This is a genomic window from Nocardiopsis xinjiangensis YIM 90004 (assembly GCF_000341145.1).
Taxonomy (GTDB): Bacteria; Actinomycetota; Actinomycetes; order Streptosporangiales; family Streptosporangiaceae; genus Nocardiopsis; species Nocardiopsis xinjiangensis.
In genome coordinates this window covers 1-16,299 of record NZ_ANBE01000043.1, presented here as the reverse complement: position 1 = coordinate 16,299, position 16,299 = coordinate 1, and the positions used below count along the sequence as shown (strand labels likewise).

The 16,299-nt window shown below is 68.8% G+C and carries 15 protein-coding genes and 1 pseudogene; 10 read left to right on the top strand and 6 right to left on the bottom strand.

Translation table 11 applies throughout. The features are described from left to right. Positions 1-135: 135 nt before the first annotated feature. A pseudogene (locus tag D473_RS26745) lies at positions 136-278 on the top strand (helix-turn-helix domain-containing protein); the annotation flags it as partial. A 75-nt stretch (positions 279-353) separates the two neighbouring features. Here D473_RS26745 and D473_RS0118970 read toward each other — a convergent pair. Then, the gene (locus D473_RS0118970) at positions 354-944 is read right to left on the bottom strand and encodes a helix-turn-helix domain-containing protein (RefSeq protein WP_017610628.1); all 591 of its coding nucleotides are present in this window, start codon (positions 942-944) and stop codon (positions 354-356) included. 80 nt (positions 945-1,024) lie between these two features. Between D473_RS0118970 and D473_RS0118965 the strand changes: the two genes are divergently transcribed. Then, positions 1,025-1,990 carry an NAD(P)/FAD-dependent oxidoreductase gene (locus D473_RS0118965; RefSeq protein ID WP_017610627.1) on the top strand — a complete coding sequence of 322 codons (966 nt, stop codon included), beginning with the start codon at positions 1,025-1,027 and terminating at the stop codon, positions 1,988-1,990. A gap of 40 nt (positions 1,991-2,030) precedes the next feature. Here the strand turns inward: D473_RS0118965 and D473_RS0118960 are convergent, their stop codons facing one another. The 4 genes from D473_RS0118960 to D473_RS0118945 all read right to left on the bottom strand — a co-directional run bounded on the left by D473_RS0118960 (position 2,031) and on the right by D473_RS0118945 (position 5,303). Continuing rightward, positions 2,031-2,981, bottom strand: coding sequence for a GDSL-type esterase/lipase family protein (locus D473_RS0118960; protein WP_017610626.1), 951 nt, complete (start codon positions 2,979-2,981; stop codon positions 2,031-2,033). Positions 2,982-3,070: 89 nt separating this feature from the next. Further along, complete coding sequence (locus D473_RS0118955; protein ID WP_026127103.1) at positions 3,071-3,580, bottom strand: MarR family winged helix-turn-helix transcriptional regulator; 510 nt, start codon at positions 3,578-3,580, stop codon at positions 3,071-3,073. 86 nt (positions 3,581-3,666) lie between these two features. Then, positions 3,667-4,326 carry a TetR/AcrR family transcriptional regulator gene (locus tag D473_RS0118950; RefSeq protein WP_017610624.1) on the bottom strand — a complete coding sequence of 220 codons (660 nt, stop codon included), beginning with the start codon at positions 4,324-4,326 and terminating at the stop codon, positions 3,667-3,669. 14 nt (positions 4,327-4,340) lie between these two features. Continuing rightward, complete coding sequence (locus D473_RS0118945) at positions 4,341-5,303, bottom strand: acyl-CoA desaturase (RefSeq protein WP_017610623.1); 963 nt, start codon at positions 5,301-5,303, stop codon at positions 4,341-4,343. A 532-nt stretch (positions 5,304-5,835) separates the two neighbouring features. On the opposite strand from D473_RS0118945, the gene glmU reads away from it, so the two are divergent. The 4 genes from glmU (at position 5,836) to pth (ending at position 9,984) form a co-directional block, all read left to right on the top strand. Continuing rightward, the gene (glmU, locus tag D473_RS0118940) at positions 5,836-7,299 is read left to right on the top strand and encodes a bifunctional UDP-N-acetylglucosamine diphosphorylase/glucosamine-1-phosphate N-acetyltransferase GlmU (protein ID WP_026127102.1); all 1,464 of its coding nucleotides are present in this window, start codon (positions 5,836-5,838) and stop codon (positions 7,297-7,299) included. 15 nt (positions 7,300-7,314) lie between these two features. Then, positions 7,315-8,283, top strand: coding sequence for a ribose-phosphate diphosphokinase (locus D473_RS0118935; RefSeq protein ID WP_026127101.1), 969 nt, complete (start codon positions 7,315-7,317; stop codon positions 8,281-8,283). 363 nt (positions 8,284-8,646) lie between these two features. Then, positions 8,647-9,288: a 50S ribosomal protein L25/general stress protein Ctc gene (locus tag D473_RS0118930; protein ID WP_017610620.1), complete on the top strand. Its 642-nt coding sequence runs from the start codon at positions 8,647-8,649 to the stop codon at positions 9,286-9,288. A gap of 75 nt (positions 9,289-9,363) precedes the next feature. Then, positions 9,364-9,984 (top strand): aminoacyl-tRNA hydrolase, encoded by a 621-nt coding sequence (gene pth / locus D473_RS0118925; protein ID WP_017610619.1) that lies wholly within the window; start codon positions 9,364-9,366, stop codon positions 9,982-9,984. 51 nt (positions 9,985-10,035) lie between these two features. Here pth and D473_RS25835 read toward each other — a convergent pair whose 3' ends face one another. Continuing rightward, positions 10,036-11,139: an endo-1,4-beta-xylanase gene (locus D473_RS25835; RefSeq protein WP_017610618.1), complete on the bottom strand. Its 1,104-nt coding sequence runs from the start codon at positions 11,137-11,139 to the stop codon at positions 10,036-10,038. A 385-nt stretch (positions 11,140-11,524) separates the two neighbouring features. Between D473_RS25835 and D473_RS0118915 the strand changes: the two genes are divergently transcribed. The 4 genes from D473_RS0118915 to D473_RS0118900 form a co-directional block, all read left to right on the top strand. After that, positions 11,525-12,316, top strand: coding sequence for a 3'(2'),5'-bisphosphate nucleotidase CysQ (locus D473_RS0118915; RefSeq protein ID WP_026127100.1), 792 nt, complete (start codon positions 11,525-11,527; stop codon positions 12,314-12,316). Positions 12,317-12,366: 50 nt separating this feature from the next. Beyond that, the gene (gene cysD / locus D473_RS0118910; RefSeq protein ID WP_017610616.1) at positions 12,367-13,299 is read left to right on the top strand and encodes a sulfate adenylyltransferase subunit CysD; all 933 of its coding nucleotides are present in this window, start codon (positions 12,367-12,369) and stop codon (positions 13,297-13,299) included. A gap of 221 nt (positions 13,300-13,520) precedes the next feature. After that, the gene (gene cysN, locus D473_RS0118905; RefSeq protein WP_017610615.1) at positions 13,521-14,789 is read left to right on the top strand and encodes a sulfate adenylyltransferase subunit CysN; all 1,269 of its coding nucleotides are present in this window, start codon (positions 13,521-13,523) and stop codon (positions 14,787-14,789) included. A 388-nt stretch (positions 14,790-15,177) separates the two neighbouring features. Beyond that, positions 15,178-16,299, top strand: a 1,122-nt coding sequence (locus D473_RS0118900) for a S8 family peptidase (RefSeq protein WP_017610614.1), incomplete at its 3' end; no start/stop codon positions are given.

The following is a 16,299-nucleotide window of genomic DNA, read 5'->3' as shown; positions in this document are numbered from 1 at the left end:
CTGCGGGCCCGCCCGGGCCCGCCCGGGCCCGCGCCGGTCTCACCCGTTGTCTTCCGGAGGATGCCCCGGTCCTCAATCCGGGGAAGAATCCGGAAACGGCCATAAGCACACCGTAGCCTTCCTTGAACTGTGTGTATGCGGACGGCGTGCAGGTGCCGGGCCCACCCGGCCCCGAGCAAGCGGCCCGGTTGGGCCGCACGTTCGGGTGCGTGCGCCTGGTGTGGAACAAGACCCTGAGCGCACGCCGGGACGCTTACCGCCAGCGCGGGGAGAAGACCCCAAGAGCCGGACCGTGAGGCCCGTGCACGCGTGAGCGGGTATCGGAATCCCCGTTCTCCACAGCGGGGAGGAAGTCAATTGCGCACGGTGCGGGCCCGCAGGTGCACCCGTTCGCCCTGAGGGCCGAACAGGGTCAGGAACTCGGTGGTCGCCGGTCCGGGGTTGCGGATCGCGTGCGGCACGCGGGTGTCGAACTCCGCGGCCTCTCCCGGCCTCAACAGGGTCTCCTGATCGCCCAGGTGCAACAGCAGTTGCCCGGAGAGCACGTACAGCCAGTCGTAGCCCTCGTGCGTCTGCAGATCGACCGGCGGGAGCGGGCCCTCCGGCGGAGGTACGACGAACTTGTACGCGCGCAGGCTCCCCAGGTCGTTGGTGAGCGGAACGATCGTCTGCCCGCCCCGCGTCACCGGCTGCGGGTGGATGCGCGGATCGCCGGTGCGGGGCGCGTCCACGAGCTCGTCGAGCGGTACGTCGTAGACCCGCGCCAAGGGCAGCAGCAGTTCCAGGGTGGGGCGCCGTCCGCCGGACTCCAGCCGGGACAGCGTGCTGGTCGAGATGCCCGTCCTGGCGGAGACGTGGGCCAGCGTGAGTTCGCGGACCTTGCGCAGGTCGCGCAGTCGCGGGCCGACCACGTCGAGGACACGGCCGAGGTCGTCGTCGTTCATACCCGATATTGCCGCACTGGCAAGAAAGTTTGTCAAGCCGGGGCCGCTGGCCGATCCTGTATGTCCAGGGAGGTCATGACATGCAGACACAGGACAGAACCGGACTCTTCGACACGGTGGTCGTGGGTGGCGGCCCCGCTGGGCTCAGCGCCGCCGTCACGCTCGGCCGGGCCCGCCGGACAGTGCTGGTGGTCGACGACGGCACGCCCCGCAACGCTCCGGCCGAACACGCCCACGCCTACCTGACGCGCGAGGGGGCCGCACCCGGCGAGATCCTCGACCTGGGCCGTGCCGAGGCCGAGGGGTACGGCGCCCGTTTCCGGCACGGAACGGCCGTCCGCGCCGAGCGCGACGGTGAGACCTTCACGGTGGTGCTCGACGACGGGAGCACGGTGCGCGGCCGCCGCCTCCTGGTCACCACCGGCCTGGTCGACGGGCTCCCCGACGTCGACGGCCTGGCCGAGCACTGGGGGAGAGGTGTGCTGCACTGCCCCTACTGCCACGGGTGGGAGGTCCGAGGTCGACGGATCGGTGTGGTCGCGAGCAACCCGCTCGCCGTGCACTCGGCGCTCATGTGGCGGCAGTGGAGCGAGGAGGTCAAGCTGTTCCTGCACACCGCGTCCGAACCCACCGACGAGCAGTACGAGCGTCTGGCCGCCCGCGGCGTCACGGTCGTCGAGGGGCGGGTGCGCTCGGTGGAGTCCTCCGACGGGAAGGTGTGCGGGGTGCGCGCCGCCGAGGGGCGCCTGTTCCCGTTGGAAGCCGTCGTCGTCGGGACCACGATGACCGCCCGTTCCACGGTCCTGGAGTCGCTGGGTGCGGCGGCCGAACCCTTCGAGACGGCCGGCGAGGTCTTCGGCAGCAAGGTCGCCGTCGACGCGATGGGCGCCACGTCGGTACCCGGCGTGTACGCGGCGGGCAACGTCACCGACCCGGCGGGGCAGATCGTGGCCGCCGCCGCGGCCGGCACGAAGGCGGGCGCGGGCGTCAACGCCGACCTCGTGGAGGCCGAGACCGCCGCCGCGGTCTCCGCCCGCGCCGTCTGACACGCGCGGGCCCGAGGGAGACCGGTCGGGCCCGCACGGATCAGCGCAGCCGGTCCTCGAACAGCCCGGCGATCTCCTGGGCGCCGGCCCGGTTCGTGTGGATGTCCGGGCCGACCGCCGTGTCGCACATCCAGGTCCAGTCGCAGACCGCCTGCACGTTCGCGGGCATGCCCGTCTCGCTGTCCTCGGGCACCTCGAAGTCGGAGGAGTCGAACAGGTCGGCCACGTCGGCGACGTCGATGCCCGCGTCGGCGTAGGTGCCGCGCATCGACTCGTTCATCTCTTCGAGGACCCCGGTGGCGTACTCGACCACACTCGCGTCGCCGGGAAGGCCGCCCTCGACCTCCGCGGTGCCCTCGGGGGCCTCGCCGGCGGTCTCTTCCCCGTCCTCCAGCAGCAGGGCGGCGAGGAAGGGGTTGTAGTAGGTCATCGCGACGATCCGGGTGTCCTCGCCGGCGGCCGTGCTCAGCCGCTCGGTGATCTCGGGCAGCTCCGCCCTGAGGCGTTCGAGGCCGTCCTCGACGCAGTCGGCGTCGACGGCGGGCCCGTCCTCCTCCTCGAGGCCGAGCTCCTCCACGCAACCGGTGAAGTTGTTGCCGCCGATGGTGAGGGTGACCAGCTCGACCTCCTCACCGTGTTCATCGAGGAAGTTCTCGGCGGCCTCCATCTGGGACATGCCTTCGTACTCGCCCTCGCACTGGCCGTTGCCCCCTTCCAGGAAGGAGGTGGTGTCCTCGCCGCCGCATCCCATGCGCTCGTGCCGGAGGGTGGAGTCGGAGTCGTGGAGGGTCCGGTACAGCACGTCCGTGTAGCCGTCCCGGGTCTCCTGCAAGGTCCCGTTGTCGTCGGGTTGCACACCGACGGTGAGGGAGTCCCCCAGCGACAGGTAGTGGCTGGGCCCGTTGCCGGCGGATCCGTCGCCGTCGCCACCGCCACAGGCCGTGGCGAGCAGGGCCGTCGCGGTCGTGGCGGCCAGCGCCGCCCGTCGCATTCTCACTGTGCAGCTCCAACCGGCGTGCTCGGGGGAAAGGGTCGCACCTGGGGCGTGCGCCGGTGAGGAAGCGCCTTACCGGCGATTAATCAGCCCCGCGGGCCCTCGGAGTCTTTGTCGAGGGGCGCGAGAAGGCTCCTCAGTAACGATGCGAGCTGCTCGCGGTCCTCGGCCTGCATGGGGGCGAGGAGGCCCTCCTCGTAGCTCAGGAGGGAGGCGAGGGCGTCGTCGATGTGTCCGGCGCCCTTGTCGGTGAGCCGCACGAGCACACCGCGCTTGTCGGCCGGGTCGGGCCGGCGGCGCACGAGCCCGGCGGCGGCCAGGCGGTCCACCCGGTTGGTCATGGTCCCGGAAGTGACGAGGGTGGCACGCAGGAGCCGACCGGGACTGAGTTCGTAGGGAGGGCCCGAGCGGCGCAGTTCCGCGAGCACGTCGAACTCCCAGGGTTCGATGGCGTGCTCGGTGAAGACCGTCCTGCGGGCCCGGTCCAGGTGTCGGGACAGGCGGGAGACGCGGCTGAAGACCTCCAGCGGCCGCACGTCGACGTCCGGACGCTGGCTCCGCCACGCCTCGATCAACCCATCCACCTCATCGCGCATGGGTCCCAGTCTATCTCTTGACATCAAGATAGTGGGGCGGGTATGCGAAGTGCACACCCGCCCCACGAAGTTCTGTACCCGGGAGGTCAGCGTCCCGAACGACGACCCTTGGCCGCCAGCTTCGGCTTGGCCTCCAGGCTGGACAGACCGTTCCAGGCCAGATTCACCAGGTGAGCGGCCACCACCTCGCGGCGGGGCCTGCGTACCTCGAGCCACCACTGGCCGGTCAGGGCCCACATCCCCACCAGCGCCTGTGCGTACATGGGGGCCAGGGAGGGGTCGTAACCGTGCTCCTCGAACTCGGCCACCATGATGTGCTCGACCTGGCTGGCGATGTCGTTGATGAGGCCGGCGAAACTGCCGGTGCCCGAGGCCACGTGGGAGTCGCGGGTCAGGACCCGGAACCCCGTCGTGTTCTCCTCGACGTAGCGCAGCAGAGCAAGCGCGGCCTTCTCGATCTTGCTGCGGGCCTGATCGGCGGTCAGGGCCTCGCCCATCATGTCCAGCAGCATGCGCATCTCACGGTCGACGACGACCGCGTAGATGCCTTCCTTGCCGCCGAAGTGCTCGTAGACCACGGGCTTGGACACACCGGCCCGTGCTGCGATCTCTTCCACGGAAGCCGCGTCGTACCCGCGCTCGGCAAACAGCTCGCGGCCGATCTCGACGAGCTGTTGCCGACGCTCCTTGCCCGTCATGCGCTTGCGGCGCACGTGGACCTTCTGCTCGCTGTCGGCTACTCCCATGATGGCTACCGATCCTAGACCTTCACGCGTTTGGCGGCGAGTCGGTCGCTGTTGGGCCAGCGGACCTTGGTGGCCCAGCCGAGCTTCTCGAAGGCCCAGATGGTGCGGGCGGAGATGTCGATCTGGCCCTTGAGCACACCGTGCCGGGCGCAGGTGGGGTCGGCGTGGTGCAGGTTGTGCCAGGACTCACCGAAGGAGGGAACGGCCAGCCACCACACGTTGCGGGAGCGGTCGCGGACCTCGAAGTTCTCCTCGCCGATGGTGTGGCAGATGGAGTTGACCGACCACGTCACGTGGTGCAGCAGAGCCACGCGCACCAGGCTCGCCCAGAAGAACGCGGTGAAGGCGCCCCACAAGGACATGGTGATCAGGCCGCCGATGAGGGCCGGGGCGAACAGGGAGAACAGCACGATCGGCAGGAACAGCTTGTCGATGAGCGCGATGTCGCGGTCCTTGAGCAGATCCGGGGCGAACCTGCGCGGCGACGTCTTCTTCTCGTCCAGGTACATCCAGGCCATGTGGGCGTAGTAGAGGCCCTTGGCGACCGACTTCCAGTCCTCGCCGAAACGCCACGGCGAGTGCGGGTCGCCCTCGGCGTCGGCGTACTTGTGGTGGCGACGGTGGTCGGCCACCCACTTGATGACACTTCCCTCGATGGCCATGGAGCCGGCGATCGCCAGCGCGATCTTGAGCGGCCGCTTGGGCCGGTAGGAGCCGTGCGTGAACAGGCGGTGGAAGCCGACCGTGATGCCCAGGCCGCTGATCAGGTAGAAGACCGCGGCGATCGCGATGTCGACGAAAGTGAGCCCCCACCCCCAGAAGAACGGGACGGCGGCGAGAAGGGCGAGGAGCGGAAGGAACACGAAGCCGAAGACCGTGTAGCGCTCGGCCTTGCCGCGGGGCTCGGGCTCGTACTCCGGGATCGGTTCGTGCTTCTTCCGGGGTTCTGTGACGGGGGCGTCTGGAGCAGCGGTCATGGCACTCACACCTCGGGTCTGCGGGGTCGAACGGCGTTCTGTTGCTGGTCAGGGCATGTGTGGGTCGAACGCGACAGACCCCTCGCGGCGACCTGACCTATACCTACGTAACCGTAACCTACGTAGCCGTAGGTTTGGCAAGCCCCCCTGGAAACGCGCTATGTTTGGTCCGGAGCGGACGGGCGCGACGAGTTCTCGCCCGCAGTCCCGGATGATGTAATGGCAGCATGTGGGGTTTTGGTCCCTATCGTCCAGGTTCGAGTCCTGGTCCGGGAGCTGGGAAGGCCGCAGGCCCGACGCGGGCGTACGCGGCCCATCTCACACACGCGCGCTGAACGCCTCCTGACGGGGAGGTCCGACTCGCGCCCCCCGCCACCGGGCGTGACGCCCGCTGAGGCGGATGTGAGGCGCATGTATCCTTCCCATGTTGGCCGCAGGTCTCGACGGCCGCCCGTGCGGCACCCGCGGGTCGCGCGCCGCCGGAGGGTGAGCCGACACTTCAACCGTCAGCTATCACGAGGGGTCTCCTTCTGTGAGCGTGAACCGACCGGCTGCCGTCATCGTCCTCGCAGCGGGCGAGGGCACTCGAATGAAGTCGAAACTTCCCAAGGTCCTCCACGAGATCGGTGGCCGCAGCATGCTCGGCCACGTCGTCGCGGCGGCCCGGGAGGTCGACCCGAGACACTCGGTCGTCGTGGTCGGCCACGCCCGTGAGCAGGTCCGTGCCCATCTGGCGGAGGTCGCCCCCGGCGTCGACACCGCTGTCCAGGAGGAGCAGAACGGCACCGGCCACGCGGTGCGCATGGCGGTCGAGCATCTTGCCGACACCGGCGCCGACCTCTCCGGAACCATCGTCCTGGCCTGCGGGGACACTCCGCTCCTGCGCGGTGACACGCTCGGTGAGCTGGTCTCCGCCCACGAGAGCGAGGGCAACGCCGTGACCGTGCTGTCGGCGCGTGTGCCCGACGCACACGGCTACGGCCGTATCGTGCGCGAGGCCGACGGCTCCGTGACCGGTATCGTCGAGCACTCCGACGCCTCCGAACAGGAGCGCGCGATCGACGAGATCAACTCCGGCATGTACGCCTTCGACGGTTCCCTGCTGGCCAAGGTCGTGCAGCGCCTGTCCACCGACAACGCCAAGGGCGAGGAGTACATCACCGACGCCCTGTCGATCCTGCGGGGCGACGGCCACCGGGTCGGCGCCTGGGCCGCCGGCGACCGGCACGAGGTCCAGGGCGTCAACGACCGGGTCCAACTCGCCGAGGCCCGCCGCCTCCTCAACGACCGTGTCGTCGAGCAGCACATGCGCTCCGGCGTCACCGTGGTGGACCCCGCCACCACGTGGGTGGACGTGCAGGTGCGCATCGGAGCCGACACCGTGGTCGAACCGGGCTGCCGGCTCACGGGCGTGACCGCCATCGGTGAGGACGCCCTCGTCGGGCCCCGGGCCGTGCTCACCGACACCACGGTCGGCGACAGGGCCGAGGTCCGGGAGACCACAGCCGAAGGGGCCGAGATCGGTCCCGACGCCGGCGTGGGTCCCTACACCTACCTGCGGCCGGGCACCAGCCTGGCCGAGCGGACCAAGGCCGGCGCCTTCGTCGAGATGAAGAACTCGACCGTGGGTACCGGCTCCAAGGTTCCGCACCTGACCTACGTGGGTGACGCCGACATCGGTGTGAGCAGCAACATCGGCTGTTCCTCGGTGTTCGTCAACTACGACGGGGTCAGCAAGTCCCGGAGCACCATCGGCGACCACGTGCGTATCGGCAGCGACAACACCATCGTCGCCCCGGTGCGGGTGGGCGACGGAGCCTACTCCGGTGCGGGGAGTGTCGTCCGCGAGGACGTCCCGCCCGGGGCACTCGCGGTCTCCGAAGGGCACCGCCAGCGCACCATCGATGGATGGACCCAGCGCAAGCGGCCCGGGACAGCCGCCGCCGAGGCGGCCGACAACGCGGAGCGGCACAGAGCCGACGACAATCAGCAGTGAGTGTGGGGGAAACACGTGACCGGGATGAAGGCCACCGGCCAGAAACAATTGATGCTCTTCTCGGGGCGTACGCACCCGGCCCTGGCCGAGGAAGTGGCGAAGGAGCTGGGGATCGAGGTGGTTCCCACCCGATTCGACACCTTCGCCAACAGTGAGATCTTCGTCCGTTACCTGGAGTCGGTGCGCGGCAGTGACGCGTTCGTCCTCCAGACCCACGCGGACCCGGTCAACGAGTCGACCATGGAGCACCTGATCATGGTGGACGCGCTCAAGCGGGCCTCCGCCAAGCGCATCACCGTGGTCTCTCCGTTCCTCGGGTACGCGCGCCAGGACAAGAAGCACCGTGGCCGCGAGCCCATCTCGGCCCGCCTGATGACCGACCTGTTCCGGACCGCGGGCGCGGACCGGATGATGGCGGTGGACCTGCACACCGACCAGATCCAGGGCTTCTTCGACGGCCCGGTCGACCACCTGTTCGCCCTGCCGATCCTGGCCGACTACGTGGCCGATGAGCTGGATCTGTCCGACATCACCGTGGTCTCCCCGGACGCCGGCCGTGTGCGCACCGCCGACCGCTGGGCCGACCGCCTGGGCTCGCCGCTGGCGATCATCCACAAGCGCCGCGACCCGGACGTGGCCAACCAGGTCAAGGTGCACGAGGTCGTCGGTGAGGTCGAGGGCCGTACCTGTGTGCTGGTCGACGACATGATCGACACCGGCGGCACCCTGGTCAAGGCCGCCGAGGCCCTCATCGAACAGGGCGCCACCAAGGTCGTGGCCGCAGCCACCCACGGGGTGCTCTCCGGTCCGGCCGTCGAACGCCTGCAGAACTCGCCGATCTCCGAGGTGATCGTCACCAACTCCCTCCCGATCCCGGAGGAGCGTTCCTTCGAAAAGCTCACGCAGCTGTCGATCGCTCCGCTGGTGGCCCGCGCCGTCCGTGAGGTCTTCACCGACGGCTCCGTCACGAGCCTGTTCGAGTAATCTCTCGGAGAGAGCCGCGAGCCCTCCGAGAAGAGGCGCCTACACACGGTCGCCGGCGGGCGTCTCCTCTCCAGGAGCCCGTCGGTGGGTGTGTACGGAGTCGTCGCTGAAGCCAGTAGACTTGGCCGAGTGTCCCCGTGTCCAGCGGAGCCCGTTCGGGCTGCGCGATAGAACGGGCAGGGGTGCGCGACGAGCGTTCCCGGGCCGGACGGGTCCGGTGACAGCTCGCCGGGCACGCCTGGAACCAGGGTGGTCGTGTCCCCCGACGGGGTGACCCCGCCGCATCCCCGCCTCGGCGGGATTCGTTCGTACTACTGGAGTCGTGTTCCCCGTGCTGCGGGGTTGAACCCGAGGAGTTTTGTCGTGTCCGAGGTACGTATCGCTGCCGAGCCCCGCACGGAATTCGGCAAGGGCGCCGCTCGTCGCGTCCGCCGCGCGGGTCAGGTGCCGGCCGTCCTCTACGGCCACGGCACCGAGCCCCGCCACCTGAACCTGCCGGGCCACGAGCTCATGCTCGCCCTGAAGACCCCGAACGTCCTGATCCGTGTCGACGGTGTGGGCAAGGACAACCTCGCCCTGCCCAAGAGCGTTCAGCGTGACGCGATCAAGGGCTTCGTGGAGCACGTCGACCTCCTGGTCGTCGCCAAGGGCGAGAAGGTCGAGGTCGAGATCCCCGTGACCGTGACGGGTGAGGTCCAGACCCCCGGTGTGCTCAATCAGGAGCTCGTCGCCGTGGCCGTCGAGGCCGAGGCCACCCATATCCCCGAGGGCGTCGAGATCGACGTCGAGGGCTTGGAGTCCGGTGAGCACCGGACCGCAGGTGACCTCAAGCTGCCCGCGGGCACCACGCTGGTGACCGACCCCGAGACCACGGTCGCCACGGTCTACACGCCGCAGACCGAGGACGAGGCCGCCGAGGAGGAGGCCGGGGAGGCCACCACCTCGGGCCAGGCCGAGGCCGCCGATGAGGGTGCCGAGGGCGGGAAGGCCGAGGCCGCCGAGTAGGCGTCCCCGCACATCGCTTCACCGAACGCGCGGTTCCGGCTTCCGGAACCGCGCGTTCGTCGTAGGGTCGGTGCAATGAAGCGCCTGCTGCACGCACTGGGGATCAGAAGGACCGAGGACATGACCGAGCGCTGGCTGGTGGTGGGGTTGGGCAACCCCGGGCCCAAGTACGCCGGGAACCGGCACAACGCCGGATTCATGGTGGTGGACGCGCTGGCAGCCGCCGAGAACGAGCGTTTCAAGGCGCACCGGTCCAACGCCGAGATCGCGGAGACCCGCCTGGACGGGGTTCCGGTGATCCTGGTCAAGCCGCGCACGTTCATGAACCTGTCCGGCGGCCCCGTGGCGTCGTTGGCGCGTTTCTACAAGGTGCCGACCGAACGCATCGTCGTGGTGCACGACGAGTTGGACGTGGATTACGGGGCCCTGAAACTCAAGGAGGGCGGCGGTGCGGGCGGCCACAACGGCCTCAAGTCACTCACCGCCTCGCTGCCGGGTCCCGGTTACTTGCGTGTGCGTTTCGGCGTGGGGCGCCCGCCCGGCCGGATGGACCCTGCCGCCTACGTGTTGCGGGACTTCGCCGGTCCCGAGCGTGCCGAGCTCGATCTCAACGTCGATCGGGCCGCGGACGCGGTGCGCACGATCCTCACCGAGGGCCTGGGCAAGGCGCAGAACATCTATCACACGGCGGTTTGACCGTGTTCTCGGGCTTGCCCCGGACCGGTCCCAGCGGTTCGGGAACCGGTCCTATCGGGGATGGGCCAGGAGGGTGTCCTGGAGGGCGTCGTAGGCGGGCTTGCGGCTGAAGCCGCCGTCCATGACGGTGGCCGCGCCCGTGCCGGGGAAGGTCATCGGGACCCACGAGTACCGGTCGGTGAAGCTCCACATGGTGAAGGACGTGCAGCTCTCGGCGTTCAGGCATGCTTGCAGGGCGCGTGAGTAGAAGTCGGCCTGCTCCGCGATCTGCCCGTCCGTGGGTGCGGAATCGCTCCGGGGTATCTCCAGACGCACGTCCACCTCGGTGAGGGCGGTGCGCAGTCCCAGGTCACCGAAGCGGTCGAGGTTGTCCTGCAGGCTCTCGGGGAACCCCGCGGCGGTGCTCAGATGGGCCTGTGCGGCGAGCCCGTGCACCGGTACGCCGGCGTCGAGCATCTGTTCGACGAGTTCGAGGTAGGCGTCGCTCTTGTCGTTGATCTCCTCGATGTTGTAGTCGTTCAGGAACAGCTCGGCCCTCGGATCGGCCTCGTGCGCCCACCGGAAGGTGTCGAGGAGCACGTCCGGGCCCAGCTCGCGCAGCCAGAAGTTGTCCTTGGTGCGCAGGCGCCCCTCGTCGTCGATGACTTCGTTGGCCACGTCCCACTGGTGGATGCGCCCCTCGTAGCGGCCCACGACCGTGGTGACGTGCTCGCGGAGGATCTCCCGGAGCTCCTCCGCGCTGTGGTCGCCCTCCTCGAGCCAGTCCGGGTTCTGCTCGTGCCAGAGCAGGGCGTGGCCGCGCACCTCCTGGCCGTTGCGTTCGGCGAAGTCGACGATCTCGTCGGCGATGGAGAAGTCGTAGGTGTCCTCGGAGGGGCGCAGGTCGGCCCACTTCATCCGGTTCTCCGGGGTGAGGGAGCCGAACTCCTGACCGAGGAGGGCGGTGTAGGCCCTGTCCTCGGCGAAGGGATCGGGGTAGGACTCGGCCTCGTGGTGGCCGCCGCCGGCGACCGAGCTCCCGATGAGGAAACCCTCGGGTGCGCTGTCCGTCAGGGGGAGGACGGCCTCCCCTGCGGCCCCGGCGGCCCCGGGCAGCAGTGCGAGCGCAAGTGCGGTGGCGGCGGTGAGCGGGATGGAGAAGCGTCGCATCGACATGGATGCCTCCCGAATCGTGTGTCCGTCGGTCGAACCGGCCGGATCCTGAGATGTCGATCTCGCCACGTTCCTCCCTGATGCACGTTCTGTCCGATCAACAGGCCGGAACTTTCTGCGATTTTGCAACTACTTGCAGTTACTATTCTTCGGCTCGGGTCGGGCCGTGCCCTGGGGCTGCTCCCTGTGGCCCGGCTGCGGGTTCCGTACGATGGAGCCCGGAACGGGCGCGTCAGAGTGCGTGTGGGCCGGCGGAGGTTCCGGACCCTGTTGGGGAACCGGGCCGTCCCGGCCCGCGTACGTGGAAAACTGGTCGCCGACGTCAGGCCTCCACGAGTGGATGACGTGGACGGAGGCGACGATCCGTGAAGCGGGAGCATACGAGTCGGTGAAGAGCATCCGGAACGATCATGAGGTGGCCCGTGATCTCGCGGGCGAGACAGGCCAGTTGTTGCTGCGTCTGCGCGCTCGGCACGGCTTCGACGAGCCCGAGGTGCTGCGGACGCTGGGGGACCGCACATCGCACGAGCTCCTCTTCTCCGCTCTCGGGCGACTGCGCCCGAGCGATGCGGTGCTGTCGGAGGAGGGCGTGGACGACCAGGCGCGGTTGAACGCCAGGCGGGTGTGGATCATCGACCCGCTGGACGGCACCCGTGAGTTCGCCGAGCCGGGCCGCACCGACTGGGCCGTGCACGTGGCCCTGTGGGAGAACGGCGAGCTGGTCGCCGGTGCGGTCGCGCTGCCCGCGCAGGGCAGCACGCTGTCCACGGTCGACCCGCCGTGGCTGCCCGAGGAGCGCCCCTCCGACCAGCGGCTGCGTATCACCGCGAGCCGGACCCGGGCGCCGGAGTTCGTGCAGCGCATGGCCACGCAGATGGGGGCCGAAGTGGTGCCGATGGGGTCTGCGGGGGCCAAGATCTGCGCGGTGCTGCTGGGTGTGGCCGACATCTACGTGCATGCCGGCGGGCAGTACGAGTGGGACAGCGCTGCCCCCGTGGCAGTGGCCCGCGCGGCCGGTCTGCATGTCTCGCGTCTCGACGGTTCCGAGCTGAGTTACAACGAGGCCGACCCCCGTCTTCCCGATATCCTTGTATCCCGACCGGAATTGTCGGGTATGTTGTTGGCGAGCATCCGCGACGGGGCGGATCTGGACAATGCCGGGCCGCACGCGGGGGGTTGACTCCGTACGCCCCACCGCCGTCGGCCGAGTCGGTCAACGAAGGCGGTTTCATGGGTCAGGCGAGTCAGCAGGCACCTGGGCGTCACCAGCTCTCCCAACTGGACGTCCTGGAAGCCGAAGCCATCTTCATCATGCGCGAGGTCGCTGCCGAGTTCGAGCGACCCGTGCTGCTCTTCTCCGGGGGCAAGGACTCCGTCGTGATGCTCCGGCTCGCGGAGAAGGCCTTCTGGCCCGGGGCGGTCCCGTTCCCGGTCATGCACGTCGACACCGGGCACAACTTCCCCGAGGTCATCGAGTTCCGCGACCGCCGCGTCGCGGAAGCGGGGGTGCGCCTGGTCGTGGCCTCCGTACAGGAACAGATCGATGCCGGCAAGGTCAGCGAGCCCAAGGGCCGCTGGGCCGGCCGCAACCGCCTCCAGACCTCCGCGCTGCTGGAAGCGGTCGAGGAGAACGGCTTCGACGCCGCGTTCGGCGGTGCGCGCCGCGACGAGGAGAAGGCCCGCGCCAAGGAGCGGGTCTTCTCCTTCCGGGACGAGTTCGGCCAGTGGGACCCCAAGAGCCAGCGCCCGGAGCTGTGGAACGTGTTCAACACCCGAATCGAGCGCGACGAACACATCAGGGTCTTCCCCATCTCCAACTGGACCGAGCTGGACGTGTGGGCCTACGTCAAGCGTGAAGGCCTGGAGCTGCCTTCCATCTACTTCGCACACGAACGCGAGGTCTTCGAGCGCGACGGCATCCTGCTCTCCGATTCGCCCGTCATGAACCGGGACGAGGGCGAGGACGTGTTCACCGAGACCGTCCGCTACCGCACCGTCGGCGACCTCACCTGCACCGGTGCGGTCAAGTCCCATGCGGTGGAGCTGGACGACATCATCACCGAGATCGCCGCGACCCGCCTCACCGAACGCGGGCAGACCAGGGCCGATGACCGCGCGAGCGAGGCCGCCATGGAGGACCGCAAGCGCGAGGGCTACTTCTAGCTGCTCCTGACTGCGCTCTCTCCGGGCCTTGCTCCGCTCAGCCCGCGCCACCCGCAGTCGGCCTTCACCGGCCGCCTTCGGTGCGGGTGCCGGCGCCCGCACGCGACCCCTCGGGCGAGTGGGGTCCGGGAGGAGCTCTACCGGCCCTCGGTATCCCGAGTGCCCGGCCCGCCTCGGGCGGCCCACCACCAGATCCCTTCGCACACAGGACCGGTCAAGCAATGAACAACGACATTCTGAGGTTCGCCACGGCGGGCTCCGTCGACGATGGCAAGAGCACCCTGATCGGGCGGTTGCTGTACGACTCCAAGTCCATCTTCGAGGACCAGCTCGACGCGGTGGAGCGCACCAGCGCCGCACGCGGTGAGGAACGGGCCAACCTGGCGCTGCTCACCGACGGCCTGCGGGCCGAGCGGGAGCAGGGCATCACCATCGACGTGGCCTACCGCTACTTCGCCACCCCCGAACGGACCTTCATCATCGCCGACACCCCCGGGCATGTGCAGTACACCCGGAACATGGTCACCGGCGCATCGACCTCCGACCTCGCGGTCATCCTCGTGGACGCACGCAAGGGCCTGCAGGAGCAGAGCCGCCGGCACGCGTTCCTGGCGAGCCTGCTCCAGGTTCCGCACCTGGTCCTGGCGGTCAACAAGATGGACCTGGTCGACTACTCCGAGGAGCGGTTCGAGGAGATCCGGCGGGAGTTCTCCGAGTTCGCCGCCGAGCTCGGCACCCGCGACATCACGTTCGTGCCGGTCTCTGCCCTGCACGGCGACAACGTGGTCACCACCTCCGAGAACATGCCCTGGTACGAGGGCTCCTCGTTGCTGCACCACTTGGAGAACGTGCGCATCGCCTCCGACGACAACCTCGCCGACGCACGTTTCCCGGTGCAGTACGTGATCCGTCCGCAGAAGTCCGCCGACCCGGAGCTGCACGACTACCGGGGCTACGCCGGGCAACTGGCCGGCGGTGTGTTCCGGCCCGGGGACGAGGTCGTGCACCTGCCGTCCGGGTACACGAGCCGGGTGGCCAAGATCCTCACCTCCGACGGTGAGCTCGAGGAGGCCTTCCCACCGATGTCGGTGACGCTCCTGCTGGAGGACGACATCGACATCTCACGCGGCGACATGATCACGCGGGTGGACAATCGTCCAGAGTCCGCCCAGGACATCGACGCGATGGTGTGCTGGATGACCGACAGCCGCAAGCTCACTCCGCGTTCGCGGCTCCTCGTCAAGCACACGACGCGTACGGCGAAGGTGATGGTCAAGGACCTCTACTACCGGTTGGACGTCAACTCCCTGCACCGGGACGAGGGCGCCGACGACCTGGCGTTGAACGAGATCGGCCGGGTGAGGCTGCGCTCGACCCAGCCGCTGTTCGTGGACGAGTACGCCCGGAACCGGCAGACCGGCGGCTTCATCCTCATCGACGAAGCCACCAATGCCACGGTCGGAGCGGGGATGGTGGTGAACGCAGAATGATGAGGCCGCGCTAAACATCCTCACGCGTGAGAAAATTATAGCTTCTTCCGGGGTTGTGTTTATCGCGGATTTCTCTGATAGGTACAGTCCTCTGGTTGTGGGACCTTGTTCCATTTCGGGGTCGCTCGCACGTTCATGTTCGCGGGCGGCCCCGAAACGTGTTCACAGGGTCTCTGCGAGGGGGCGGGTGCCAGGCGTGACCGGCCTTCCGAGGGCGCGGGGCTGAACACCCAGTTCGATCTTGAATCAAAAAAGCTGTCCAAACTATGGCAATCTGCCGACCTTCTTACTAAAGTGTCGAACTGCACTAAAGGTGCATCTGTGTGAATACGCACAGTAGTGCCGGAGGTGTGCTATATCCCCGCTAACCCCCTCAAGGAGAAACACCTTGAAGAAGCACCAAACCCGCAAGGCCGTGGTCGGTTTCGTCGCGGCAGGCGCTCTCTCCGTCCCCTTCGCCCTCGGGGGCGCTGCCGCCGCCGGCGCTGACGACATGGCACCCCTGCACACGAGTGCGGACGCGGTGGCCGGTGAGTACTTCGTGGTCCTGGAGGACGTGGTCAGCACCTCCTCGGTGACCCCGTCCTCCCTCGGGATCTCCGCGGAGCAGGTCAACCACTCCTACGACGAAGTGCTCAACGGCTACTCGGCCTCCCTGAACGAGGCCGAGGTGCAGGACTTGCGTGCGGACTCCGGTGTCGCCTACGTCGAGCAGGTCGGCGCGGCCGAGGCCCTGGCCCCGTGGGGCCTGGACCGTATCGATCAGGAGGACCTGCCGCTCGACGGTGAGTACTCCACCCAGGCCGACGGTTCCGGGACGACGTCCTACATCCTGGACACCGGCATCGACGTCGATCACCCCGAGTTCGGTGACCGTGCCGAGGCCGGCTGGGACGCCGGCGGCGGTGACGGCGAGGACGTGCAGGGCCACGGCACCCACGTCGCCGGCACCATCGGTGCCGACAGCTACGGTGTCGCTCCCGGCACCGATCTGGTCGGCGTGAAGGTCCTCGACGACTCCGGTTCGGGCAGCTACGACGACATCATCGCCGGTGTCGAGTGGGTGGCCGACAACGCCGACGGAGGCTCCGTCGCCAACATGTCGCTCGGCGGCCCCGCCTCGCCCGCCCTGGACGAGGCCGTGAACGCCCTCGCCGACTCCGGCGTGTTCGTCGCGGTCGCCGCGGGCAACGAGGGCCAGGACGCCAACAACGTCTCCCCGGGCGGTGCCGAGGGCGTCGTGACCGTCGCCGCCTCCGACGAGAGCGACACCTCGACCTACTTCACCAACTACGGCAGCGCCGTGGACATCTACGCACCCGGCCAGGACATCGAGTCCACCGTGCCCGGCGGCGGTACCGACACCTTGTCCGGTACCTCCATGGCCAGCCCGCACGTCGCCGGTGCCGCGGCGCTCTACCAGGACGCCAACGGCTCCGCCGACCAGGACACCGTCCTGAACTGGCTCCTCGAGAACGGCGGTTCGGACAAGCTCGGCAGCGTTCCCGCC